The sequence below is a fragment of the Variovorax sp. OV329 genome, assembly GCF_900114785.1.
Classification (GTDB): domain Bacteria; phylum Pseudomonadota; class Gammaproteobacteria; order Burkholderiales; family Burkholderiaceae_C; genus Variovorax.
In genome coordinates this window covers 215762-233842 of sequence record NZ_FOUG01000007.1, presented here as the reverse complement: position 1 = coordinate 233842, position 18081 = coordinate 215762, and the positions used below count along the sequence as shown (strand labels likewise).

20 protein-coding genes are annotated in these 18081 nt (G+C 66.5%); 15 read left to right on the top strand and 5 right to left on the bottom strand.

The annotated features are described in order from the left end of the window. Window positions 1–135: 135 nt before the first annotated feature. The 9 genes from rimP to BM345_RS14410 all read left to right on the top strand — a co-directional run bounded on the left by rimP (window position 136) and on the right by BM345_RS14410 (window position 10296). Entirely contained in the window at window positions 136–789 is a 654-nt protein-coding gene (gene rimP / locus BM345_RS14450; protein WP_093380530.1) for a ribosome maturation factor RimP, read from the top strand. After that, entirely contained in the window at window positions 786–2270 is a 1485-nt protein-coding gene (gene nusA / locus BM345_RS14445) for a transcription termination factor NusA (RefSeq protein ID WP_093380529.1), read from the top strand. Before rimP ends, nusA begins: the two co-directional genes overlap by 4 nt. Before the next feature lie 23 nt (window positions 2271–2293). Next, window positions 2294–5260: a translation initiation factor IF-2 gene (gene infB, locus BM345_RS14440; protein ID WP_093380527.1), complete on the top strand. Its 2967-nt coding sequence runs from the start codon at window positions 2294–2296 to the stop codon at window positions 5258–5260. A gap of 21 nt (window positions 5261–5281) precedes the next feature. Next, entirely contained in the window at window positions 5282–5653 is a 372-nt protein-coding gene (gene rbfA / locus BM345_RS14435; RefSeq protein ID WP_093380525.1) for a 30S ribosome-binding factor RbfA, read from the top strand. A gap of 2 nt (window positions 5654–5655) precedes the next feature. Then, window positions 5656–6633 (top strand): tRNA pseudouridine(55) synthase TruB, encoded by a 978-nt coding sequence (gene truB / locus BM345_RS14430; RefSeq protein WP_093380524.1) that lies wholly within the window; start codon window positions 5656–5658, stop codon window positions 6631–6633. Further along, window positions 6630–8459, top strand: coding sequence for a translational GTPase TypA (typA, locus tag BM345_RS14425; RefSeq protein ID WP_093380522.1), 1830 nt, complete (start codon window positions 6630–6632; stop codon window positions 8457–8459). Before truB ends, typA begins: the two co-directional genes overlap by 4 nt. Before the next feature lie 13 nt (window positions 8460–8472). Beyond that, window positions 8473–9363: a DMT family transporter gene (locus BM345_RS14420; RefSeq protein WP_093380521.1), complete on the top strand. Its 891-nt coding sequence runs from the start codon at window positions 8473–8475 to the stop codon at window positions 9361–9363. A gap of 138 nt (window positions 9364–9501) precedes the next feature. Then, window positions 9502–9885, top strand: coding sequence for a DUF2076 domain-containing protein (locus tag BM345_RS14415; protein ID WP_254789737.1), 384 nt, complete (start codon window positions 9502–9504; stop codon window positions 9883–9885). A 42-nt stretch (window positions 9886–9927) separates the two neighbouring features. Continuing rightward, window positions 9928–10296 carry a YXWGXW repeat-containing protein gene (locus tag BM345_RS14410; RefSeq protein WP_093380518.1) on the top strand — a complete coding sequence of 123 codons (369 nt, stop codon included), beginning with the start codon at window positions 9928–9930 and terminating at the stop codon, window positions 10294–10296. A 44-nt stretch (window positions 10297–10340) separates the two neighbouring features. Here BM345_RS14410 and BM345_RS14405 read toward each other — a convergent pair whose 3' ends face one another. The 4 genes from BM345_RS14405 to smpB all read right to left on the bottom strand — a co-directional run bounded on the left by BM345_RS14405 (window position 10341) and on the right by smpB (window position 12603). Then, entirely contained in the window at window positions 10341–10721 is a 381-nt protein-coding gene (locus BM345_RS14405) for a COG4315 family predicted lipoprotein (protein WP_093380516.1), read from the bottom strand. A 74-nt stretch (window positions 10722–10795) separates the two neighbouring features. Beyond that, window positions 10796–11515 carry an anti-sigma factor family protein gene (locus BM345_RS14400; RefSeq protein WP_139237522.1) on the bottom strand — a complete coding sequence of 240 codons (720 nt, stop codon included), beginning with the start codon at window positions 11513–11515 and terminating at the stop codon, window positions 10796–10798. Window positions 11516–11535: 20 nt separating this feature from the next. Then, window positions 11536–12045, bottom strand: coding sequence for an RNA polymerase sigma factor (locus BM345_RS14395; RefSeq protein WP_093380512.1), 510 nt, complete (start codon window positions 12043–12045; stop codon window positions 11536–11538). Between the two features lie 75 nt (window positions 12046–12120). Continuing rightward, window positions 12121–12603 (bottom strand): SsrA-binding protein SmpB, encoded by a 483-nt coding sequence (smpB, locus tag BM345_RS14390; RefSeq protein ID WP_093380510.1) that lies wholly within the window; start codon window positions 12601–12603, stop codon window positions 12121–12123. Window positions 12604–12666: 63 nt separating this feature from the next. Between smpB and BM345_RS14385 the strand changes: the two genes are divergently transcribed. Both BM345_RS14385 and BM345_RS14380 read left to right on the top strand, forming a co-directional pair. Next, window positions 12667–13116, top strand: a complete 450-nt coding sequence (locus BM345_RS14385; protein ID WP_093380508.1) for a type II toxin-antitoxin system RatA family toxin — start codon at window positions 12667–12669, stop codon at window positions 13114–13116. Beyond that, window positions 13113–13448, top strand: coding sequence for an RnfH family protein (locus BM345_RS14380; protein ID WP_093380507.1), 336 nt, complete (start codon window positions 13113–13115; stop codon window positions 13446–13448). Before BM345_RS14385 ends, BM345_RS14380 begins: the two co-directional genes overlap by 4 nt. Before the next feature lie 4 nt (window positions 13449–13452). On the opposite strand, the gene BM345_RS14375 is transcribed toward BM345_RS14380, so the two are convergent. Continuing rightward, window positions 13453–13989, bottom strand: a complete 537-nt coding sequence (locus BM345_RS14375; protein WP_093380505.1) for a DUF4124 domain-containing protein — start codon at window positions 13987–13989, stop codon at window positions 13453–13455. Between the two features lie 178 nt (window positions 13990–14167). Between BM345_RS14375 and guaB the strand changes: the two genes are divergently transcribed. The 4 genes from guaB (at window position 14168) to guaA (ending at window position 18027) form a co-directional block, all read left to right on the top strand. After that, window positions 14168–15637, top strand: a complete 1470-nt coding sequence (guaB, locus tag BM345_RS14370; RefSeq protein ID WP_093380503.1) for an IMP dehydrogenase — start codon at window positions 14168–14170, stop codon at window positions 15635–15637. Between the two features lie 68 nt (window positions 15638–15705). After that, a complete protein-coding gene (locus tag BM345_RS14365) occupies window positions 15706–15975 on the top strand; it encodes a type II toxin-antitoxin system Phd/YefM family antitoxin (protein WP_093380501.1) in 270 nt (89 codons plus the stop codon). 4 nt (window positions 15976–15979) lie between these two features. Further along, a complete protein-coding gene (locus BM345_RS14360; protein ID WP_093380499.1) occupies window positions 15980–16402 on the top strand; it encodes a type II toxin-antitoxin system VapC family toxin in 423 nt (140 codons plus the stop codon). 5 nt (window positions 16403–16407) lie between these two features. Then, window positions 16408–18027 carry a glutamine-hydrolyzing GMP synthase gene (gene guaA / locus BM345_RS14355; RefSeq protein WP_093380497.1) on the top strand — a complete coding sequence of 540 codons (1620 nt, stop codon included), beginning with the start codon at window positions 16408–16410 and terminating at the stop codon, window positions 18025–18027. Window positions 18028–18081: the final 54 nt, after the last annotated feature.

Here is an 18081-nt window from a genome sequence, read left to right as displayed (position 1 = left end):
GCAGATGGCATATAATTTGAGGCTCACGACCAAAACGGGCGGGTACCAACCGCCCGTTTTTCGTTTGTGCATTCTTATTCGTGTGGCGCCCAGCGCAAACGCCATTCGAAGTACTTCAGGAAAACATCTAGACACGTGGCATTGCAGCAGACAGTGGAACAAACCGTGGCCGGGCTTGGCTACGACCTCGTCGAGATCGAACGCTCGGCCGGAGGCTTGCTGCGCGTCACGATTGATTTGCCCTGGGCCGGCCCCCAAGTAGGGGAGGCGGCAGCCGGTGCGTCGGAGCCCCTGGTCACGGTCGAGGACTGCGAGAAGGTCACGCGCCAGCTGCAGTTCGCGCTGGAGGTCGACAACGTCGATTACAAGCGGCTGGAGGTGTCCTCACCCGGCATCGACCGTCCGCTGCGCAATGAAAAGGATTTCGAGCGTTTTGTCGGCGAAGTGATCGACGTCACGCTCAAGGCGCCCATCGGCGCGGCGGGTTCGGGTGCCAGCACTCCGGTGGCTGCCAACCGCAAGAAATTCCGCGGCACGCTGGAGCGAGCCGAAGGCGGTGGTTGGCAGATCGTCTGGAGCGAAGAGCCGGCGGTCAAGCCGGGCCAGAAGGTGAGCAAGAAGCGCGCGCCGGCACCGCTGCAGGCGCTGGGCTTCGCCCTGGACGAGTTGCGCGAGGCGCGGCTTGCGCCGATCGTGGATTTCAAGGGCCGCAAGGCCAAAGCCCGTGAGGGTTCGATTGACAGTGCCGGTGGCGATGCTGCCGGCTTGACCGAGGAGAGTGGGGCATGAATCGCGAAATGTTGATGTTGGTGGATGCGATCTCGCGCGAGAAGAACGTCGAACGCGACGTGGTCTTCGGTGCGGTCGAGTCTGCGCTGGCGCAGGCCACCAAGAAGCTCTACCAGGGCGAAGTGGACATCCGCGTGGCTGTCGATCGCGACAGCGGTGAATACGAAACCTTCCGCCGCTGGCACGTCGTTCCCGACGAGGCCGGCCTGCAGCTGCCCGACCAGGAAATCCTCCTGTTCGAAGCCAAGGAAGAAATGCCCGACATCCAGATCGACGAGTACATCGAGGAATCGGTGGACTCCGTGCCGATCGGTCGCATCGGCGCCATGGCCGCCAAGCAGGTCATCCTGCAGAAGATCCGCGACGCCGAGCGCGAGATGCTGCTCAACGACTTCATGTCGCGTGGCGAGAAGATCTTCACCGGCACCGTCAAGCGCCTGGACAAGGGCGACATCATCGTCGAGGCCGGCCGCGTCGAAGGCCGCCTGCGCCGCAGCGAGATGATCCCCAAGGAAAACCTGCGCAACGGCGACCGCGTGCGCGCCATGATCATGGAGGTCGACCTGACGCTTCGCGGCGCGCCGATCATCCTGTCGCGCGCGGCCCCCGAGTTCATGATCGAGCTGTTCCGCCAGGAAGTGCCCGAGATCGAGCAGGGCCTGCTGGAGATCAAGAGCTGCGCCCGCGACCCCGGTTCGCGCGCCAAGATCGCCGTGCTCTCGCACGACAAGCGTGTCGACCCCATCGGCACCTGCGTCGGCGTTCGCGGCACGCGCGTCAACGCCGTCACCAACGAACTCGCCGGCGAGCGCGTCGACATCGTGCTGTGGAGCGAAGACCCGGCCCAGTTCGTGATCGGTGCCCTGGCTCCGGCCAACGTCAGCTCCATCGTGGTGGACGAGGAAAAGCACGCCATGGACGTGGTGGTCGACGAGGAAAACCTCGCCATCGCCATCGGCCGCGGCGGCCAGAACGTTCGCCTGGCTTCCGACCTCACCGGCTGGAAGATCAACATCATGGACGCCAACGAGTCGGCCCAGAAGCAGGCGCAGGAAACCGACAGCAGCCGCAAGCTGTTCATGGAAAAGCTGGATGTGGACGAGGAAATCGCCGACATCCTGATCGCCGAAGGCTTCACCAGCCTGGAGGAAGTGGCCTATGTGCCCATCTCCGAGATGCTGGACATCGAAGCTTTCGACGAAGACACGGTCAACGAGCTGCGCTCGCGCGCAAAAGATGCGCTCCTGACCATGGAAATCGCGAAAGAAGAAGGCGTGGAGAGCGTGTCGCAAGACCTGCGTGACCTGCCGGGCCTGGATGGCGACCTGATCGCCAAGCTGGCCGATTCCGGCGTGCATTCGCGCGACGACCTGGCCGACCTCGCGGTCGATGAACTTACCGATATCACCGGCCAGAGCGCCGATGACGCCAAAGCCCTGATCTTGAAAGCCCGCGAACATTGGTTCGCCGGCCAAGAGTGACGTGATGGAGCCCCGAACCACATATGTCCAGCACCACCGTTGCCGAGTTCGCCAGCGAACTCAAGAAGACTCCCGAAATCCTGCTTGATCAGTTTCGCAGCGCAGGCGTGCCCAAGGCTTCGCCTGGCGACGCCATCACCGAGGCCGACAAGCAGCGCCTGCTCGGCCACCTGAAGGCCGCGCACGGCACCGCCGAGCCCGAGCGCAAGAAGATCACCCTGGTGAAGAAATCCACCAGCGAGATCAAACAGGCCGACGCCACTGGCCGCGCCCGCACGATCCAGGTGGAAGTGCGCAAGAAGCGCACCTTCATCCAGCGTGACGAGCCCCATGGCGCACCCGTTGCCGAGGCACTCGTGCCCGAGTCGGCGCCGGTTGCTGCGCCCGCCGCTCCCCTGATCGACGAAGCCGAGCTGGCTCGTCGCGAGGAAGAGGCGCGCCGCCAGGCCGAACTGCTGCGCCGCCAGGAAGAAGAGCTGGTCGAGAAGCGCCGCGTTCGCGAGGAAGCCGAAGCGCGTGAACGCGAGCAGGCCGAGAAGGCCGAGCGCGCGGAGAAGGAAGCCCAGGCCCAGCAGGCGGCGCAAGCTGCCCAAGCCGCCAAGGCCGAGGAAGCGCGAAACAAGGTGGCTCCGGCGCCTGCCAAGGCTGCCGACGAGAAGGCCGTGGCCGAAGCTGCCGCCGCGAAGTCGGCTGCCGAGAAGGCTGCTGCCGAAAAGGCCGCTGCCGAAGCCGCTGCCGCGCAAGCCAAGGAAGACGCCAAGGCCAAGGCCGCCGCCGAATCGAAGGCACGCGCCGACGAGGAAGCTGCCCGCGCCCGCGACCTGGACGAGCGCCGCCGCAAGGCTTTGGCCGAGGCCGAAGCCATCCGCGCCATGCTGGCGCAGCCGGCCCGCGTGCTGGTGCCCCACAAGGCGCCCGAGAAGGTCGTGGCCAAGCCAGCCGTGAAGGGCACGCTGCACAAGCCCGCGACGCCCGCGGCTCGCCCAGGCGCGCCTGGTGCGGCCGCTGCGCCCGGCGCGGCAGCTGCCGCCGGTGCACCCGGCAGCAAGGACGTCAAGTCCGCCAAGCTGTCGTCCAGCTGGGCTGGCGATCCGGCCAAGAAGAAGGAAATCAAGACCCGCGGCGACGCCAGCGGCGGCGTGGGTCGTGGCAATTGGCGTGGTGGCCCGCGTGGCCGTCGCGGCAACGACCGTGGCCAGCACGAGCATGTGCAGGCCGCGCCGGTCGAGGCGCGCGTGATCGAAGTGCACGTGCCCGAGACCATCACCGTGTCCGAACTGGCCCACAAGATGTCGGTCAAGGCCGGCGAGGTCATCAAGCACCTGATGAAGCTGGGCCAGATGGCGACCATCAACCAGTCGCTGGACCAGGACACCGCGATGATCATCGTGGAAGAAATGGGCCACAACGCGGTGGTGGCGGCGCTGGACGATCCGGAAGCCTTCATCACCGAGGAAGCCGATGCGCACGCTGCAGAATCGCTGCCGCGCGCCCCGGTGGTCACCGTCATGGGCCACGTGGACCACGGCAAGACCTCGCTGCTGGACTACATCCGCCGCGCCAAGGTGGCGGCTGGCGAAGCCGGCGGCATCACGCAGCACATCGGTGCCTATCACGTGGAAACCGAGCGCGGCATGGTGTCCTTCCTGGACACCCCGGGCCACGAGGCCTTCACGGCCATGCGTGCCCGCGGTGCGCAGGCCACCGACATCGTGATCCTGGTGGTGGCGGCCGACGACGGCGTCATGCCCCAGACCAAGGAAGCCATCAAGCACGCCAAGGCGGCCAACGTGCCGATCGTGGTGGCGATCAACAAGATCGACAAGCCCGATGCCAACCTCGACCGCGTCCGCCAGGAACTGGTGGCCGAGGAAGTGGTGCCCGAAGAGTACGGTGGCGACACCCCCTTCGTGGGCGTCTCGGCCAAGACCGGCCAGGGCGTGGACGAACTGCTCGAGCAGGTGCTGCTGCAGGCCGAAGTGCTGGAACTGAAGGCACCGGTCGACGCACCGGCCAAGGGCCTGGTCGTCGAAGCGCAGCTGGACAAGGGCCGCGGCCCGGTCGCGACGGTGCTGGTGCAGGCCGGTACGCTCAAGACCGGCGACGTGGTGCTGGCCGGCTCGACCTATGGCCGCGTGCGCGCCATGCTCGACGAGGACGGCAAGACCATCAAGTCGGCCGGCCCCTCGATCCCGGTCGAGATCCAGGGCCTGACCGAAGTGCCGCAGGCCGGCGACGAGTTCATCGTGCTCAACGACGAGCGCCGTGCGCGCGAAATCGCCACCTACCGTGCCGGCAAGTTCCGCAACACGAAGCTGGCGAAGGCGCAGGCCGCCAACCTGCAGAACATGTTCAGCGACCTGAGTGCGGGTGAAGTGCAGATCCTGCGCATCATCATCAAGGCCGACGTGCAGGGTTCGCAGGAAGCGCTGGCGCAGTCGCTGCTCAAGCTGGCGACCGAGGAAGTCAAGGTGCAGATCGTCTACGCAGGCGTGGGCGGCATCAGCGAGTCCGACATCAACCTGGCCATTGCCTCCAAGGCGGTGGTGATCGGCTTCAACGTGCGTGCCGATGCGGGCGCGCGCAAGCTGGCCGAAGGCAATGGCGTGCAGCTGAACTACTACAGCATCATCTACGACGCCGTGGATGAGGTGAAGGTGGCGATGTCCGGCATGCTGGCACCCGAGCGCCGCGAAGAGATCATCGGCTCGGCCGAGATCCGCACGGTGTTCGTCGCCTCCAAGATCGGCACGGTGGCCGGCTCGTACATCACGTCCGGCCATGTCACCCGCAGCTCGCACTTCCGCCTGCTGCGCGACAACGTGGTGGTCTACACCGGCGAGGTCGAGTCGCTGCGCCGCGTCAAGGACGACGTGCGCGAAGTGCGCGAAGGCTTCGAGTGCGGTATCAAGCTCAAGAACTACAACGACATCAAGGAAGGTGATCAGCTGGAGTTCTTCGAGATCAAGGAGATCGCCCGGACGCTGTAAGCGCCCGACGCGAAAGTCGCCATGCCCAAGAGAAAAGCCGCAGCCCCCAACCGCGCGTTCAAGGTGGCCGATCAGATCCAGCGCGATCTGACGGAGCTGATCGCGCGCGAGTTGAAGGACCCGCGCGTGGGCATGGTGACCATCCAGGCCGTGGAAGTCACACCCGACTACGCCCACGCCAAGGTCTTCTTCAGCATTCTGGTGGGCGACCCCGAGGAAACCACCGAGGCGCTCAACCAGGCCGCCGGCTTCCTGCGCAACGGCCTGTTCAAGCGCCTGCAGATCCACACGGTGCCCACGCTGCACTTCCACTTCGACCGCACGACGGAGCGCGCTGCCGACATGAACGCGCTCATCGCCCAGGCCGTCGCCTCCCGTTCCAAAGAAGAATAGGCATGAACGCGCCACGCACCAGGGTGCAGCGGCGCCCTGTGCATGGGGTGTTGCTGCTCGACAAGCCGCTGGGGTTTTCCAGCAACCAGGCCTTGCAGAAGGCCAAGTGGTTGCTGCGCGCCGAAAAAGCCGGCCACACGGGCACGCTGGACCCGCTGGCCACCGGCGTGCTGCCGCTGTGCTTCGGCGCGGCCACCAAGTTCAGCCAATTGCACCTGGATGCGGACAAGACCTACGTGGCGACCGCGCAGCTGGGCATTCGCACCAGCACGGGTGACGCCGAGGGCGAGCGCCTGTCGGAGCGCGCCGTGAACGTCAATGCCGACGACCTGTTGCGCGTGACTGCGCAGTTCACCGGCCCGATCCGCCAAGTGCCGCCCATGCACAGCGCGCTCAAGAAGGACGGCAAGCCGCTCTACGAGTACGCCCGCGAGGGTGTGGAGGTGGAGCGCGCCCCGCGCGACGTCGTCATCCATGAGCTCGCGATCGCCTTCGAGCCCGACTTCGCCCAGAGCCAGCGCATCCGCATCACGGCGCGCGTGAGCAAGGGCACCTACATCCGCACCCTGGGCGAGGACATCGGCGAGGCGCTGGGCTGCGGCGCCCACCTGAGCAGCCTGCGCCGCACCGAGACCGGCGGCTTCACCGAAGACCAGTGCGTGAGCATCGAGGCACTGGAAGCCATGGACGAGGATGAGCGGCAGGCCCGCCTGCTACCCGCCCAGGCCCTGGTGGCCGATCACGCGCGCGTCACGCTCGGCCCCGAAGATTCCGGCCGCTTCCTCTCCGGCCTGCGCCGGCGCGGCCAGTGGCCCGATGCGCCGGCCGTGGCCGTGTGGGGCAGCCAGCCCGCCTGCTTCCTGGGCACGGCCCATGTGAAGGCCGGCGAACTCATTCCGGGGCGCTTGCTGAGCCCCATCGAAATCCAGCAAATCATTCTTCTCGAAAACGCATCGACCACTTGCGAAACAACACCATGAGTACCCAACAGATCCGCAACATCGCCATCATTGCCCACGTTGACCATGGCAAGACCACCATGGTGGACCAGCTGCTGCGCCAGTCCGGCACCTTCGCCGAGCACGAGAAGGTGGTCGACACGGTGATGGACAACAACGCGATCGAAAAGGAACGCGGCATCACCATCCTGGCGAAGAACTGCGCGGTGACCTGGAAGGGCATGCACATCAACATCGTCGACACCCCCGGGCACGCGGACTTCGGCGGCGAGGTGGAGCGTGCGCTGTCGATGGTCGACGGCGTGGTGCTGCTGATCGACGCGCAGGAAGGCCCCATGCCCCAGACCCGCTTCGTCACGAAGAAGGCGCTGGCCCTGGGCCTGAAGCCCATCCTGGTGGTCAACAAGGTGGACAAGCCCGGTGCGCGTCCCGACCAGGTGGTGAACGCCGCCTTCGACCTGTTCGACAAGCTGGGCGCCACCGACGAGCAGCTGGACTTTCCGGTCGTCTTCGCCTCGGGCATCAACGGCTGGTCCTCGAAGGAAGAGGGCGCGCCGGGCGAGCAGTGGGGCCCCGACATGTCGGCCCTGTTCGACACCATCCTGGAACACGTGCCGGCGCACGCGGGTGACCCGCAGGCACCGCTGCAGCTGCAGATCTCGGCGCTCGATTTCTCCACCTTCGTCGGCCGCATCGGCGTGGGCCGCATCAACGCCGGCACCATCCGCCCGATGATGGACGTGGTGGTGATGGACGGTCCCGACGGCAAGTCGATCAAGGGCCGCGTCAACCAGGTGCTGACCTTCCAGGGCCTGGAGCGCGTGCAGGCCACCGAGGCCGGCCCGGGCGAGATCGTGCTGATCAACGGCATCACCGACATCAACATCGGCAGCACGGTCACCGACCCGGCCACGCCGATGCCGCTGCCCATGCTCAAGGTCGACGAGCCGACCCTGACCATGAACTTCTGCGTCAACACCAGCCCGCTGGCCGGCCGTGAAGGCAAGTTCGTGACCAGCCGCCAGATCTGGGACCGCCTGCAGAAGGAACTGCAGCACAACGTTGCGCTGCGCGTGAACGAGACCGACGAGGAAGGCGTGTTCGAAGTGATGGGCCGTGGTGAACTGCACCTGACCATCCTCTTGGAAAACATGCGCCGCGAAGGCTACGAGATGGCCGTGTCGAAGCCGCGCGTGGTGTTCCGCGACATCGAGGGCGTGCGCTGCGAGCCGATCGAGATGGTCACGGCCGACATCGAAGACCAGCACCAGGGCGGCGTGATGCAGGCCCTGGGCGAGCGCAAGGGCGAGCTGGTCAACATGGAGCCGGACGGCCGCGGCCGTGTCCGCCTGGAATACCGCATCCCCGCGCGCGGCCTGATCGGCTTCACCAACGAATTCCTGAACCTGACGCGCGGCTCGGGCCTGATCTCCAACATCTTCGACGGCTACGAGCCGCACAAGGGCGACATCGGCGGCCGCAAGAACGGCGTGCTGATCTCCATGGACGACGGCGAGATCTTCACCTACGCGCTGGGCAAGCTCGACGACCGCGGCCGCATGTTCGTGCGCGCCAACGACCCGGTGTACGAGGGCATGATCGTGGGCATTCACAGCCGCGACAACGACCTGGTGGTCAACGCCACGCGCACCAAGCAGCTGACCAACTTCCGCGTGTCCGGCAAGGAAGACGCGATCAAGATCACGCCGCCCATCGACCTCACGCTGGAATACGGCGTGGAGTTCATCGAGGACGACGAACTGGTCGAGATCACGCCCAAGAGCGTGCGCCTGCGCAAGCGCTTCCTGAAGGAACACGAGCGCAAGCGCGCCTCGCGCGAAGCCTGATCGCCGCCGCGCGATGACGGTGCTGACGCACGGGCGTGCGGTGTGGCTGATGGTGGCCGTGACCCTCATGTGGGCCACGGCTGGGGTGGTCACGCGTCACCTGGAGCATGCGCGCAGCTTCGAGGTGACCTTCTGGCGCAGCCTCTTCACCGCCATCGCGCTGGTCATCATCCTGCCGCTTTGGCAGGGCCGCGCCGAAGTCACGCGCAAGGTGCGCCAGGGCGGGCGCGAGCTGTGGTTCTCGGGCCTGTGCTGGGCGGTGATGTTCACCGCCTTCATGGTGGCGCTGACGCTCACCACCACCGCCAACGTGCTGGTGACGATGGCCCTCGGGCCGCTGTTCACGGCCATGGTGTCGCGCTTCTTCATCGGACACCGGCTGCCGACGCGGACCTGGGCCGCGATCGTGGTGGCCGGCGCGGGCATCGCCTGGATGTACGCCACCAAGCTGGAGCAGGGCCAGATGCTGGGCACGCTGGTGGCGCTGTGCGTGCCGCTGGCCGCCGCCTGCAACTGGACCGTGGTGCAGCACGCGAGTGCCCACGGCCACAAGGTGGACCTTGTGCCTGCGGTGCTGATCGGCGCGGTGATCTCCGCCGCCGCCACGCTGCCGCTGGCCTGGCCGCTGCAGGCGAGCCTGCACGACATCTCGCTGCTGGCCTTCCTGGGGCTGGTGCAGCTGGCGATTCCGTGCACGCTTTCCGTGATGTGCGCGCGGGTGCTGAAGGCGCCCGAGGTCTCGCTGCTCGGCCTGCTGGAGGTGATCTTCGGCATCGCCTTCGCGTGGGTCGGCGCCAACGAAGTGCCGGCGCCGCAGGTGCTCACCGGCGGCACGCTGGTCATCGCCGCGCTGGTGGTCAACGAATGGCTGGGCTGGCGCGCGCGCAGCCTGCAACCGGCCTGATCCGGCGGGACGGGCGTTTGTCTGACAACGCGCGATGCAAGTCGCGCGTTCTGCTTTTGACAATCCAGAAAACTAGGATAGCTAATGCGAACTTTTGTGGTGGGTCTCACCCTGGCAGGTGTTTTTTCAGCCTTGCCGATGGCCGCTTCGGCCCAGGTTTCGGTCAACATCAACGTGCCCGGCGTGATCGCCGTGGCACCGCCTCCGCCGCGCGTCGAATACGTGCCGGCGCCGCGCCCCGGCCACGTCTGGGTGGAGGGCAACTGGTACTGGCAGCAGAGCGACTACGCCTGGCGTCCGGGCTACTGGCAGCGTGCGCGGCCGAACTACGCCTACGCGCCGGGCCGCTGGGTACCGGTGGGCGGCGGCTATCGCTGGGTCGACGGCGGCTGGAAGCCGCACAAGGGCGACAAGCACTACGACAAGCACTACGACAAGCACTACGACCGGCATGACGACCACCGGCATGGGAACAAGCACGGCCGTGACCATGGTCACGGACACGGCCACGGTCTCGATTGACGTGCGCCCGTTGCGGTCTTGACCTCGAGGAGAAGCACCCAAATGAAGAAACTGGTCCTGTCAGCTGCCCTGCTCGCGGGCATCGCCCCTGTCGCCGCAACGGCGCAGGTCTCCGTGAACATCAACGTGCCGGGCGTGATCGCGGTGGCGCCGCCGGCGCCGCGCTACGAGCCGATTCCGCCACCGCGACCGGAGCAGGTCTGGGTCCAGGGCAACTGGTATTGGGGCAGCCGCGACTACGCCTGGCGGCCCGGGCACTGGGAGCGCGCGCGACCCGACTATGACTATGCGCCGGGCCGCTGGGTGCGCGCGGACGGCGGCTACCGCTGGGTCGAGGGCGACTGGAAGCCCAAGGGAGGGCACGGCAATGGCCACTGTCCGCCGGGACAGGCAAAAAAAGGGCGCTGCTGAAAGCAGCGCCCCTTGCGTGACAGCAGGTTTCCGGCGGCTATCGATCAGGGACGTGCGAGCTTCCACACGCCGTTGAAGCCGTCGCCGGTGCGGTCACCGGCCTTGGCGTCCTTGGACCAGTAGTACAGCGGCCAGCCCTTGTAGGCCCACTGCTTCTTGCCGTCGTCGCGCGTCACCACGCTGTAGCCGCCCATGGGCTTGGCCGAGTCGGGTGCGGCCAGTGGCGGCCAGTTGGTGGCGCAGGGGCCGTTGCACGTCGACTTGCCGCTGCCTTCGGTGTCACGCGTGAAGGTGTAGAGCGACATGCCCGAAGGACCGATGAGCACGCCGTCGACCGTCTTGGTCGGCGTGTCGGCCGTGGGGGACATGCTGCCGCAGCCTGCCAGCAGGGCGGCGGCGAGGATGGAAGCGCTGACAAGTTTCATGAGGTCTTTCTCCTTGGTTGACGACTGAGACAAAAGGGATCTGACGCGTTGCAGTGTATGCGGGGCTTGCGTGCTCAAAGCTGCTTGTAGACCACGTCGGCAAGCGCGAGAAGCTTCTCCCGCGGCAGCTTGCCCGCCAGGGCGTAGCCGAAGCCCTGGTCGACCCAATAGAAGCTGGCCACCGGCTCGCCGGCGGCGAAGTGAAATGCGCTTTCCTGCGCGGACGCCCCCTTGCGATCGGTCAGCGCGCCGATGTAGAGCGTCACGCGCTGGCCGGCGCCATCCTCGAACATGAACTGCGCCCGCGCGCCCTCGGCCCCGGGCAGCAGGCGGCCGCCCACCAGCGCGTAGCCCTCGGCGTTCAGGTCGGGCACCTTCAATGGCTTGTCGAGCCGGCGCGAGAGCCACTGCACCAGGTGCTGCTGTTCGGTGGCGGCCACCTCCACCGGATGGCGCTTCTCGGGCGAATACACCGCATGGGCCACGGCCGCGTCGTGCGCAAAGGCCAGGGCGGGTGCTGCTGCACGCGTGGCCTGCGTGCCGACGGCGCTGCGCATGTTCCATTGGCCATGGCCGATCCAGCCCGCACCGAATGCCACGAGCACGGAAGCCGCGAGGGCACCGGCCTGCATCCAGCGGCGCGACCAGAAGCGTTGGTTTCCGGCCTGCTCGACCGTTTGCAGAAGGTGCTCGGGCACGGGCTCGTGCAGCAGTTCGCGATGCAGGCCGCGCAAGGCTTCGCGCTGGGCAGCCCAGCGGCGGGCATCGTCGTCGGAATCGGTGGGGGCACTCATGATGCGTTCGCCATGTTCGTTCACTTGAGCCGGCGCAGCGCAGGACGCGTGCTGGCCGGAGGCTGCCCGCCTTCCATGAGCTCCGCCAGGCGCGCGCGGGCACGCGAGAGGCGCGACATCACCGTGCCGGCAGGGATGTCCAGCACCTTGGCGATCTCCTGGTAGCTGAAATCTTCCAGTGCGGCCAGCAGCAGCACGGCGCGCTGCTCGGAGGGCAACTGCAGCAGGCAGCGCTGCAGGTCGATCATCAGATCGGGCTCGGCGCCGGGTGCCTGCAGGTCGTGCGCCACGTCGTCGATGTCCAGCAGCGTGCGTGCGCCGGCCCGGCGCAGCTGGTTGACCCAGACGTTGTGCATGATGGTGAAGAGCCAGGCGCGCAGGTCGCTGCCGGCGCGCCACAGGCTCCACTTGGCGCAGGCGCGCTCCAGCGTGTCCTGCACCAGGTCGTCGGCCGCCCAGGCGTCGCCGGTGAGCGCGCGCGCATAGCGGCGCAGGGCCGGGATGCAGGCGACGATGGGTGCGGTGTTCAAGATGGTGACAGCAGGTGTTGTGATGGGATCAACACCTGGTGCCAGCCGATTATTCCGTCACCCCGCAAAAAAACGTCAGCGGTTGCGGCTCTTCATCGCGCGCTCGACCTCGCGCTTGCCTTCGCGGTCCTTGATGGTGTCGCGCTTGTCGTGCTCGGCCTTGCCCTTGGCCAGCGCGATCTCGCACTTCACCTTGCCGGCTTTCCAGTGCAGGTTCAGCGGCACCAGCGTGTAGCCCTTCTGCTCGATCTTGCCGACCAGGCGCTTGATCTGCTCCTTGTGCAGCAGCAGCTTCTTGGTGCGCACCGCGTCGGGGTTGACGTGGGTGGAGGCGCTCTTGAGCGGATTGATCTGGCAGCCCACCACGAAGAGCTCGCCGTTGCGGATCACGACGTAGCCGTCGGTGAGCTGCACCTTGCCCTCGCGCAGGGCCTTCACTTCCCAGCCTTCAAGCACCATGCCGGCCTCGAAGCGCTCTTCGAAGAAATAGTTGTAGGCCGCCTTCTTGTTGTCGGCGATGCGGGAGTTGGTGTCGGTTTTCTTGCTGGTGGAAGCCATGGTCTCGCTGAGATGGGGTCTGCATGGCTTCAATACAATGCCGCAGGCCTGCCACGCGATTCTATGAAAACAGTCCACAAGTCCGTCCTCATCTGGTTCAGCGCTGAAGAAATGTATGCGCTGGTCACCGATGTGGCGCGTTATCCGGAGTTCCTGCCGTGGTGCGACAAGTCGCGGGTCCTCGAAGAGGACGAGGCCGGCATGACGGCTGAAGTGGGCCTGGCCTTCAGCGGCCTTCACCAGTCCTTCACCACGCGCAACACCCATGTGCCGGGGCGCGAGGTACACATCAAGCTGATCGACGGACCCTTCTCGCGCCTGGACGGCATCTGGAAATTCACGCCCGTGGGCGACGAGGGCGAGCGGGCCTGCCGCGTGGAGCTGGATCTGCACTACGGCTTCAACAGCGTCACCCTGCAGACGCTGGTGGGCCCGGTGTTCGACAAGGTGGCCTCCACGCTGGTCGATGCCTTTGTCAAGCGCGCCGAGCAGGTGTACGCGGCGGTGCCATGAGCATTCGCGTCACGCTGGTGTGCGCGCCCTCGCCGCGCGAGGTCCATGAAGAAGAGCTTGTGCTGACCGATGGTGCCAGCGCACAGGAAGCCGTGCGTGCCAGCCACCTCGCCGCGAGCCGTCCGGAACTGGATTGGCAGTCGCTGCAGCCGGGCGTGTGGGGCAGGGCAGTCGCGTGGGACTCGGCGCTGAAGGACGGCGACCGCATCGAGCTGTGTCGCGGCCTCCTGGTCGATCCGAAAGTGGCGCGCCGCGAACGGTTCGCGCGCCAGGGCGCGCGTGGCACCGGCCTTTTCGCCAAGCGCCGCACGGGCGCCAAGGCGGGCTACTGAGTCTTTACTTGCAGTCGCTGTCGATGACGGACTGAAGGCGCCGCATCTCCTGCGCGCGCATGTTGTCGTCGATGATTTCGCGCTCGCCCTGGGCATTGAGCCGCGCCACGCGGATGCCGCTGTCGTAGGTGGCCTTGGCCTGCCGTGCGCGATTGCAGTTCTCGGTCTTGGCCTGTGCGACCTTTTTCTCCTCGGCGGCCTTCTTCGCCTTTTCCTCTTCCTCGGCCTTCCGGGTCTTCTCTTCCAGTTCCTTGTCCACGCGGGGCTTTGTCTCGGGGGCGGGCGCCGGCGCAGCGGCCGTGGCGGCGCCCGGCGCCTTGCCCGCGTCGTCGCCGCCCAGGTTGACCACGCCTGGCGCCGGGCGCGGCGGCGGCAGGTTGCCGCGGCGCAGGATGTTCTTCTCGGGAACGTCCGGCGGCGGCGCGGTGTCGCTGAACACCGGCTTGCCGGTCTTGTCGATCCATTGCCATTGGGCCTGCGCGCCCATGGGCAGCAGCAGGCAGCAGCCCAGGCAGGTCGACAGCAGCGAGGCGAGTTTCATGGTCGGAAGTTTAGCGCCGGCTTACCTTTTGCAACGAGTTTGGATCGCACGCTTTGGGGCCGGCGCGGTGAATCCGCCACATACATTCGTATGCCTTGCGCCCGTGTAGGCCCATCGCGCAGCGGGTCGCGGGTTAGTACCGATCAATCGTTACAATCCGTCTTTTGGAGCCTCACCCATGCGCCTTCTTGGAAAAGCGCTCACCTTCGACGATGTGTTGTTGGTGCCAGCGTACTCCCAGGTCCTGCCCAAGGACACTTCCCTCGCCACCCGCCTTTCGCGAAACATCACGCTGAACCTGCCGCTGGTCTCCGCGGCCATGGACACGGTCACCGAAGCGCGCCTTGCGATCGCGATCGCGCAGGAAGGCGGCATGGGCATCGTGCACAAGAACCTCACTGCGCAGCAACAGGCTGCCGAAGTGGCCAGGGTCAAGCGCTACGAGTCGGGCGTGCTGCGCGATCCGGTGGTCATCACCCCCACGCACACCGTGCTGCAGGTCATGCAGCTGTCGGAAGAACTGGGCATCTCGGGCTTCCCGGTGATCGACGGCGGCAAGGTGGTGGGCATCGTCACCGGCCGCGACCTGCGCTTCGAGACGCGCTACGACGTGCCGGTGAGCGAGATCATGACGCCGCGCGAGCGCCTCATCACCGTGCCGGACGGCACTTCGCTGGTCGACGCGAAGGCGCTGCTGAACAAGCACAAGCTCGAACGCCTCCTGGTCATCGACAAGAACAACGTGCTCAAGGGCCTGATCACGGTCAAGGACATCACCAAGCAGACCAGCTTCCCCAACGCCGCGCGCGACCCCTCGGGCCGCCTGCGGGTGGGCGCAGCCGTCGGCGTGGGCCAGGGCACCGAGGAGCGCGTCGAGGCGCTGGTGAAGGCCGGCGTGGACGCGATCGTGGTCGACACCGCGCATGGCCACAGCGCCGGCGTGATCGAGCGCGTGCGCTGGGTCAAGGACAACTATCCGCAAGTCGATGTGATCGGCGGCAACATCGCCACCGGCGACGCCGCCCGCGCGCTGGCCGATGCCGGCGCCGATGCGGTCAAGGTCGGCATCGGCCCCGGCTCCATCTGCACCACCCGCATCGTGGCAGGCGTGGGCGTGCCGCAGATCATGGCCATCGACAACGTGGCCACGGCGCTGCAGGGCACGGGCGTGCCGCTGATCGCCGACGGCGGCATCCGCTACTCGGGCGACATTGCCAAGGCCATCGCGGCCGGCGCCAGCACCGTGATGATGGGCGGCATGTTCGCCGGCACCGAAGAGGCGCCGGGCGAGATCGTGCTGTTCCAGGGCCGCAGCTACAAGAGCTACCGCGGCATGGGCTCCATTGGCGCCATGCAGCAGGGCAGCGCCGACCGCTACTTCCAGGAAGCCACCACCGGCAACCCCAACGCCGACAAGCTGGTGCCCGAGGGCATCGAAGGCCGCGTGCCCTACAAGGGCTCGATGGTCTCCATCGTCTACCAGATGTCCGGCGGCCTGCGGGCCAGCATGGGCTACTGCGGCTGCGCCACCATCGACGAAATGAAGGCCAAGGCCGAGTTCGTCGAGATCACCACGGCCGGCATCCGCGAGAGCCACGTGCACGACGTGCAGATCACCAAGGAAGCGCCGAACTACCGCGCCGAATAATTCTGGCTACTTTCCTGATTCAGGCCAAATTAGTATAATTTGGCCTGTTTTCATTTTCAGGCCAGAACATGCAGACCATTCCCGTGCACCAGGCAAAAGACCGCTTCTCGGCGCTGCTGCAAGCCGTCGAGGCGGGTGAGGAAGTGGTCATCACGCGCCACGGCAAGAAGATTGCGCGCATCGTGCGCGAGGCGGATTCCCAGCCCTCCAGCACCGAGCGCGAGCGCCTGCGCCAGGAGGCGCTGGAGCGGCTGAGGGCCTTCCAGGCCCGGGTCAAGCCCGATCCGGACTACAAGGCCGGCGACTGGAAGGCGTACCGCGACGAGGCGCGGCGCTGAAGGCATGAAGCCCATCGTGATCGACGCATCGGCAGCGGCGCCCTGGTTCATTCCGGAGGAGCGCTCGGCGGTCTCGGAGCAGATCTATGTCGACGTCGTCACTTCGTCCGGCCAGTTTCGAGCGCCTTCGCTGTGGGTCTGGGAGACGAGCAACATCCTGCTTACCGCATTCAGGCGCCGGCGGATGTCGCAGGACGAGTTCGATGCCGGCCTGGCCCTGCTGGATGCCTGCCCGATCGAATTCGATCCCGCACCGAACCTGCACTACCGCTCGCAGACCCTGCGCCTGGCCCAGGCGCATGGGCTGAGCTTCTACGACGCGAGCTACCTGGAGCTGGCACTGCGTCTCAATGGCCAGCTGGCATCGCTGGACCGCGCCCTGGTCAACGCCGCAAAGAACTGCGGCATCCCCTGTCTGGACTTCTGATCATCATGCAACACGACAAGATCCTCATCCTCGACTTCGGCTCGCAGGTCACCCAGCTCATCGCGCGCCGTGTGCGCGAGGCGCATGTGCTCTCCGAAGTCCATCCCTGCGACGTGAGCGACGAATGGGTCCGCGAATACGCCAAGGATGGGCATCTCAAGGGCGTGATCCTCTCGGGCAGCCATGCCAGCGTGTACGAGGAATCCACCGACAAGGCGCCGCCCGCGGTGTTCGAGCTCGGTGTGCCGGTGCTGGGCATCTGCTACGGCATGCAGACCATGGCGCACCAGCTGGGCGGCAAGGTCGAGGGCGGCCACAAGCGCGAATTCGGCTTTGCCGCGGTGCGCGCGCATGGTCACACCGCGCTGCTCAAGGACATCGCCGACTTCACCACGCCCGAAGGCCACGGCATGCTCAACGTGTGGATGAGCCACGGCGACAAGGTCACCGAGCTGCCGCCGGGCTTCAAGCTGATGGCCTCCACGCCTTCCTGCCCGATCGCCGGCATGGCCGACGAGCAGCGCCACTTCTACGGCGTGCAGTTCCACCCCGAGGTCACGCACACCGTGCAGGGCAAGGCGCTGCTGGAGCGCTTCGTGCTGGGCATCTGTGCTGCGAAGCCCGACTGGGTCATGCGCGACCACATCGCCGAGGCGGTGGAGAAGATCCGCGAGCAGGTGGGCGAAGAGGAAGTCATCCTGGGCCTGTCGGGCGGCGTCGATTCGAGCGTGGCCGCGGCGCTGATCCACCGCGCCATCGGCGACCAGCTCACCTGCGTGTTCGTGGACCACGGCCTCTTGCGCCTGAACGAGGGCGACATGGTCATGGAGATGTTCGAGGGCAAGCTGCACGCCAAGGTCATCCGCGTGGATGCCAGCGAGCTCTTCCTTGGCAAGCTGGCCGGCGTGAGCGACCCGGAAGCCAAGCGAAAGATCATCGGCGGCGAGTTCGTCACCGTGTTCAAGCAGGAGGCGGCCAGGCTCAAGGCGGGCGACGGCGGCCACAAGGGCGCCACCTTCCTGGCGCAGGGCACCATCTACCCGGACGTGATCGAGTCGGGCGGCGCCAAGAGCAAGAAGGCCGTCACCATCAAGAGCCACCACAACGTGGGCGGCCTGCCCGAGCAACTGGGCCTCAAGCTCCTGGAGCCCCTGCGCGACCTGTTCAAGGACGAGGTGCGTGAGTTGGGCGTGGCGCTGGGCCTGCCGCCCGAGATGGTCTACCGCCATCCCTTCCCGGGCCCGGGCCTGGGGGTTCGCATCCTGGGCGAGGTGAAGAAGGACTACGCCGACCTGCTGCGCCGCGCCGATGCGATCTTCATCGAGGAGTTGCGCAACTTCCGCGACGAAGCGACCGGCAAGACCTGGTACGACCTGACCAGCCAGGCTTTCACGGTGTTCCTGCCGGTCAAGAGCGTGGGCGTGATGGGCGATGGCCGCACCTACGACTACGTGGTGGCGCTGCGCGCGGTGCAGACCAGCGACTTCATGACCGCCGACTGGGCCGAGTTGCCTTACGCGCTGCTCAAGAAGGTGTCGGGCCGGATCATCAACGAGGTGCGCGGCATCAACCGCGTGACCTACGACGTTTCGAGCAAGCCGCCGGCCACGATCGAGTGGGAGTAATCCGCGCCGGCCGATGACGGCAGGGGTGGGCGATGTTCTGCCCTCATATTGCAA

What these genes read in the sequence shown, in the direction of transcription:
- nusA (WP_093380529.1), top strand. Translation starts at nt 786, where the DNA reads ATGAATCGCGAAATGTTGATGTTGGTGGATGCGATCTCGCGCGAGAAG.
- infB (WP_093380527.1), top strand. Translation starts at nt 2,294, where the DNA reads ATGTCCAGCACCACCGTTGCCGAGTTCGCCAGCGAACTCAAGAAGACT.
- rbfA (WP_093380525.1), top strand. Translation starts at nt 5,282, where the DNA reads ATGCCCAAGAGAAAAGCCGCAGCCCCCAACCGCGCGTTCAAGGTGGCC.
- truB (WP_093380524.1), top strand. Translation starts at nt 5,656, where the DNA reads ATGAACGCGCCACGCACCAGGGTGCAGCGGCGCCCTGTGCATGGGGTG.
- typA (WP_093380522.1), top strand. Translation starts at nt 6,630, where the DNA reads ATGAGTACCCAACAGATCCGCAACATCGCCATCATTGCCCACGTTGAC.
- BM345_RS14420 (WP_093380521.1), top strand. Translation starts at nt 8,473, where the DNA reads ATGACGGTGCTGACGCACGGGCGTGCGGTGTGGCTGATGGTGGCCGTG.
- BM345_RS14415 (WP_254789737.1), top strand. Translation starts at nt 9,502, where the DNA reads ATGGCCGCTTCGGCCCAGGTTTCGGTCAACATCAACGTGCCCGGCGTG.
- BM345_RS14410 (WP_093380518.1), top strand. Translation starts at nt 9,928, where the DNA reads ATGAAGAAACTGGTCCTGTCAGCTGCCCTGCTCGCGGGCATCGCCCCT.
- BM345_RS14405 (WP_093380516.1), bottom strand. Translation starts at nt 10,721, where the DNA reads ATGAAACTTGTCAGCGCTTCCATCCTCGCCGCCGCCCTGCTGGCAGGC.
- BM345_RS14400 (WP_139237522.1), bottom strand. Translation starts at nt 11,515, where the DNA reads ATGAGTGCCCCCACCGATTCCGACGACGATGCCCGCCGCTGGGCTGCC.
- smpB (WP_093380510.1), bottom strand. Translation starts at nt 12,603, where the DNA reads ATGGCTTCCACCAGCAAGAAAACCGACACCAACTCCCGCATCGCCGAC.
- BM345_RS14385 (WP_093380508.1), top strand. Translation starts at nt 12,667, where the DNA reads ATGAAAACAGTCCACAAGTCCGTCCTCATCTGGTTCAGCGCTGAAGAA.
- BM345_RS14380 (WP_093380507.1), top strand. Translation starts at nt 13,113, where the DNA reads ATGAGCATTCGCGTCACGCTGGTGTGCGCGCCCTCGCCGCGCGAGGTC.
- BM345_RS14375 (WP_093380505.1), bottom strand. Translation starts at nt 13,989, where the DNA reads ATGAAACTCGCCTCGCTGCTGTCGACCTGCCTGGGCTGCTGCCTGCTG.
- guaB (WP_093380503.1), top strand. Translation starts at nt 14,168, where the DNA reads ATGCGCCTTCTTGGAAAAGCGCTCACCTTCGACGATGTGTTGTTGGTG.
- BM345_RS14365 (WP_093380501.1), top strand. Translation starts at nt 15,706, where the DNA reads ATGCAGACCATTCCCGTGCACCAGGCAAAAGACCGCTTCTCGGCGCTG.
- BM345_RS14360 (WP_093380499.1), top strand. Translation starts at nt 15,980, where the DNA reads ATGAAGCCCATCGTGATCGACGCATCGGCAGCGGCGCCCTGGTTCATT.
- guaA (WP_093380497.1), top strand. Translation starts at nt 16,408, where the DNA reads ATGCAACACGACAAGATCCTCATCCTCGACTTCGGCTCGCAGGTCACC.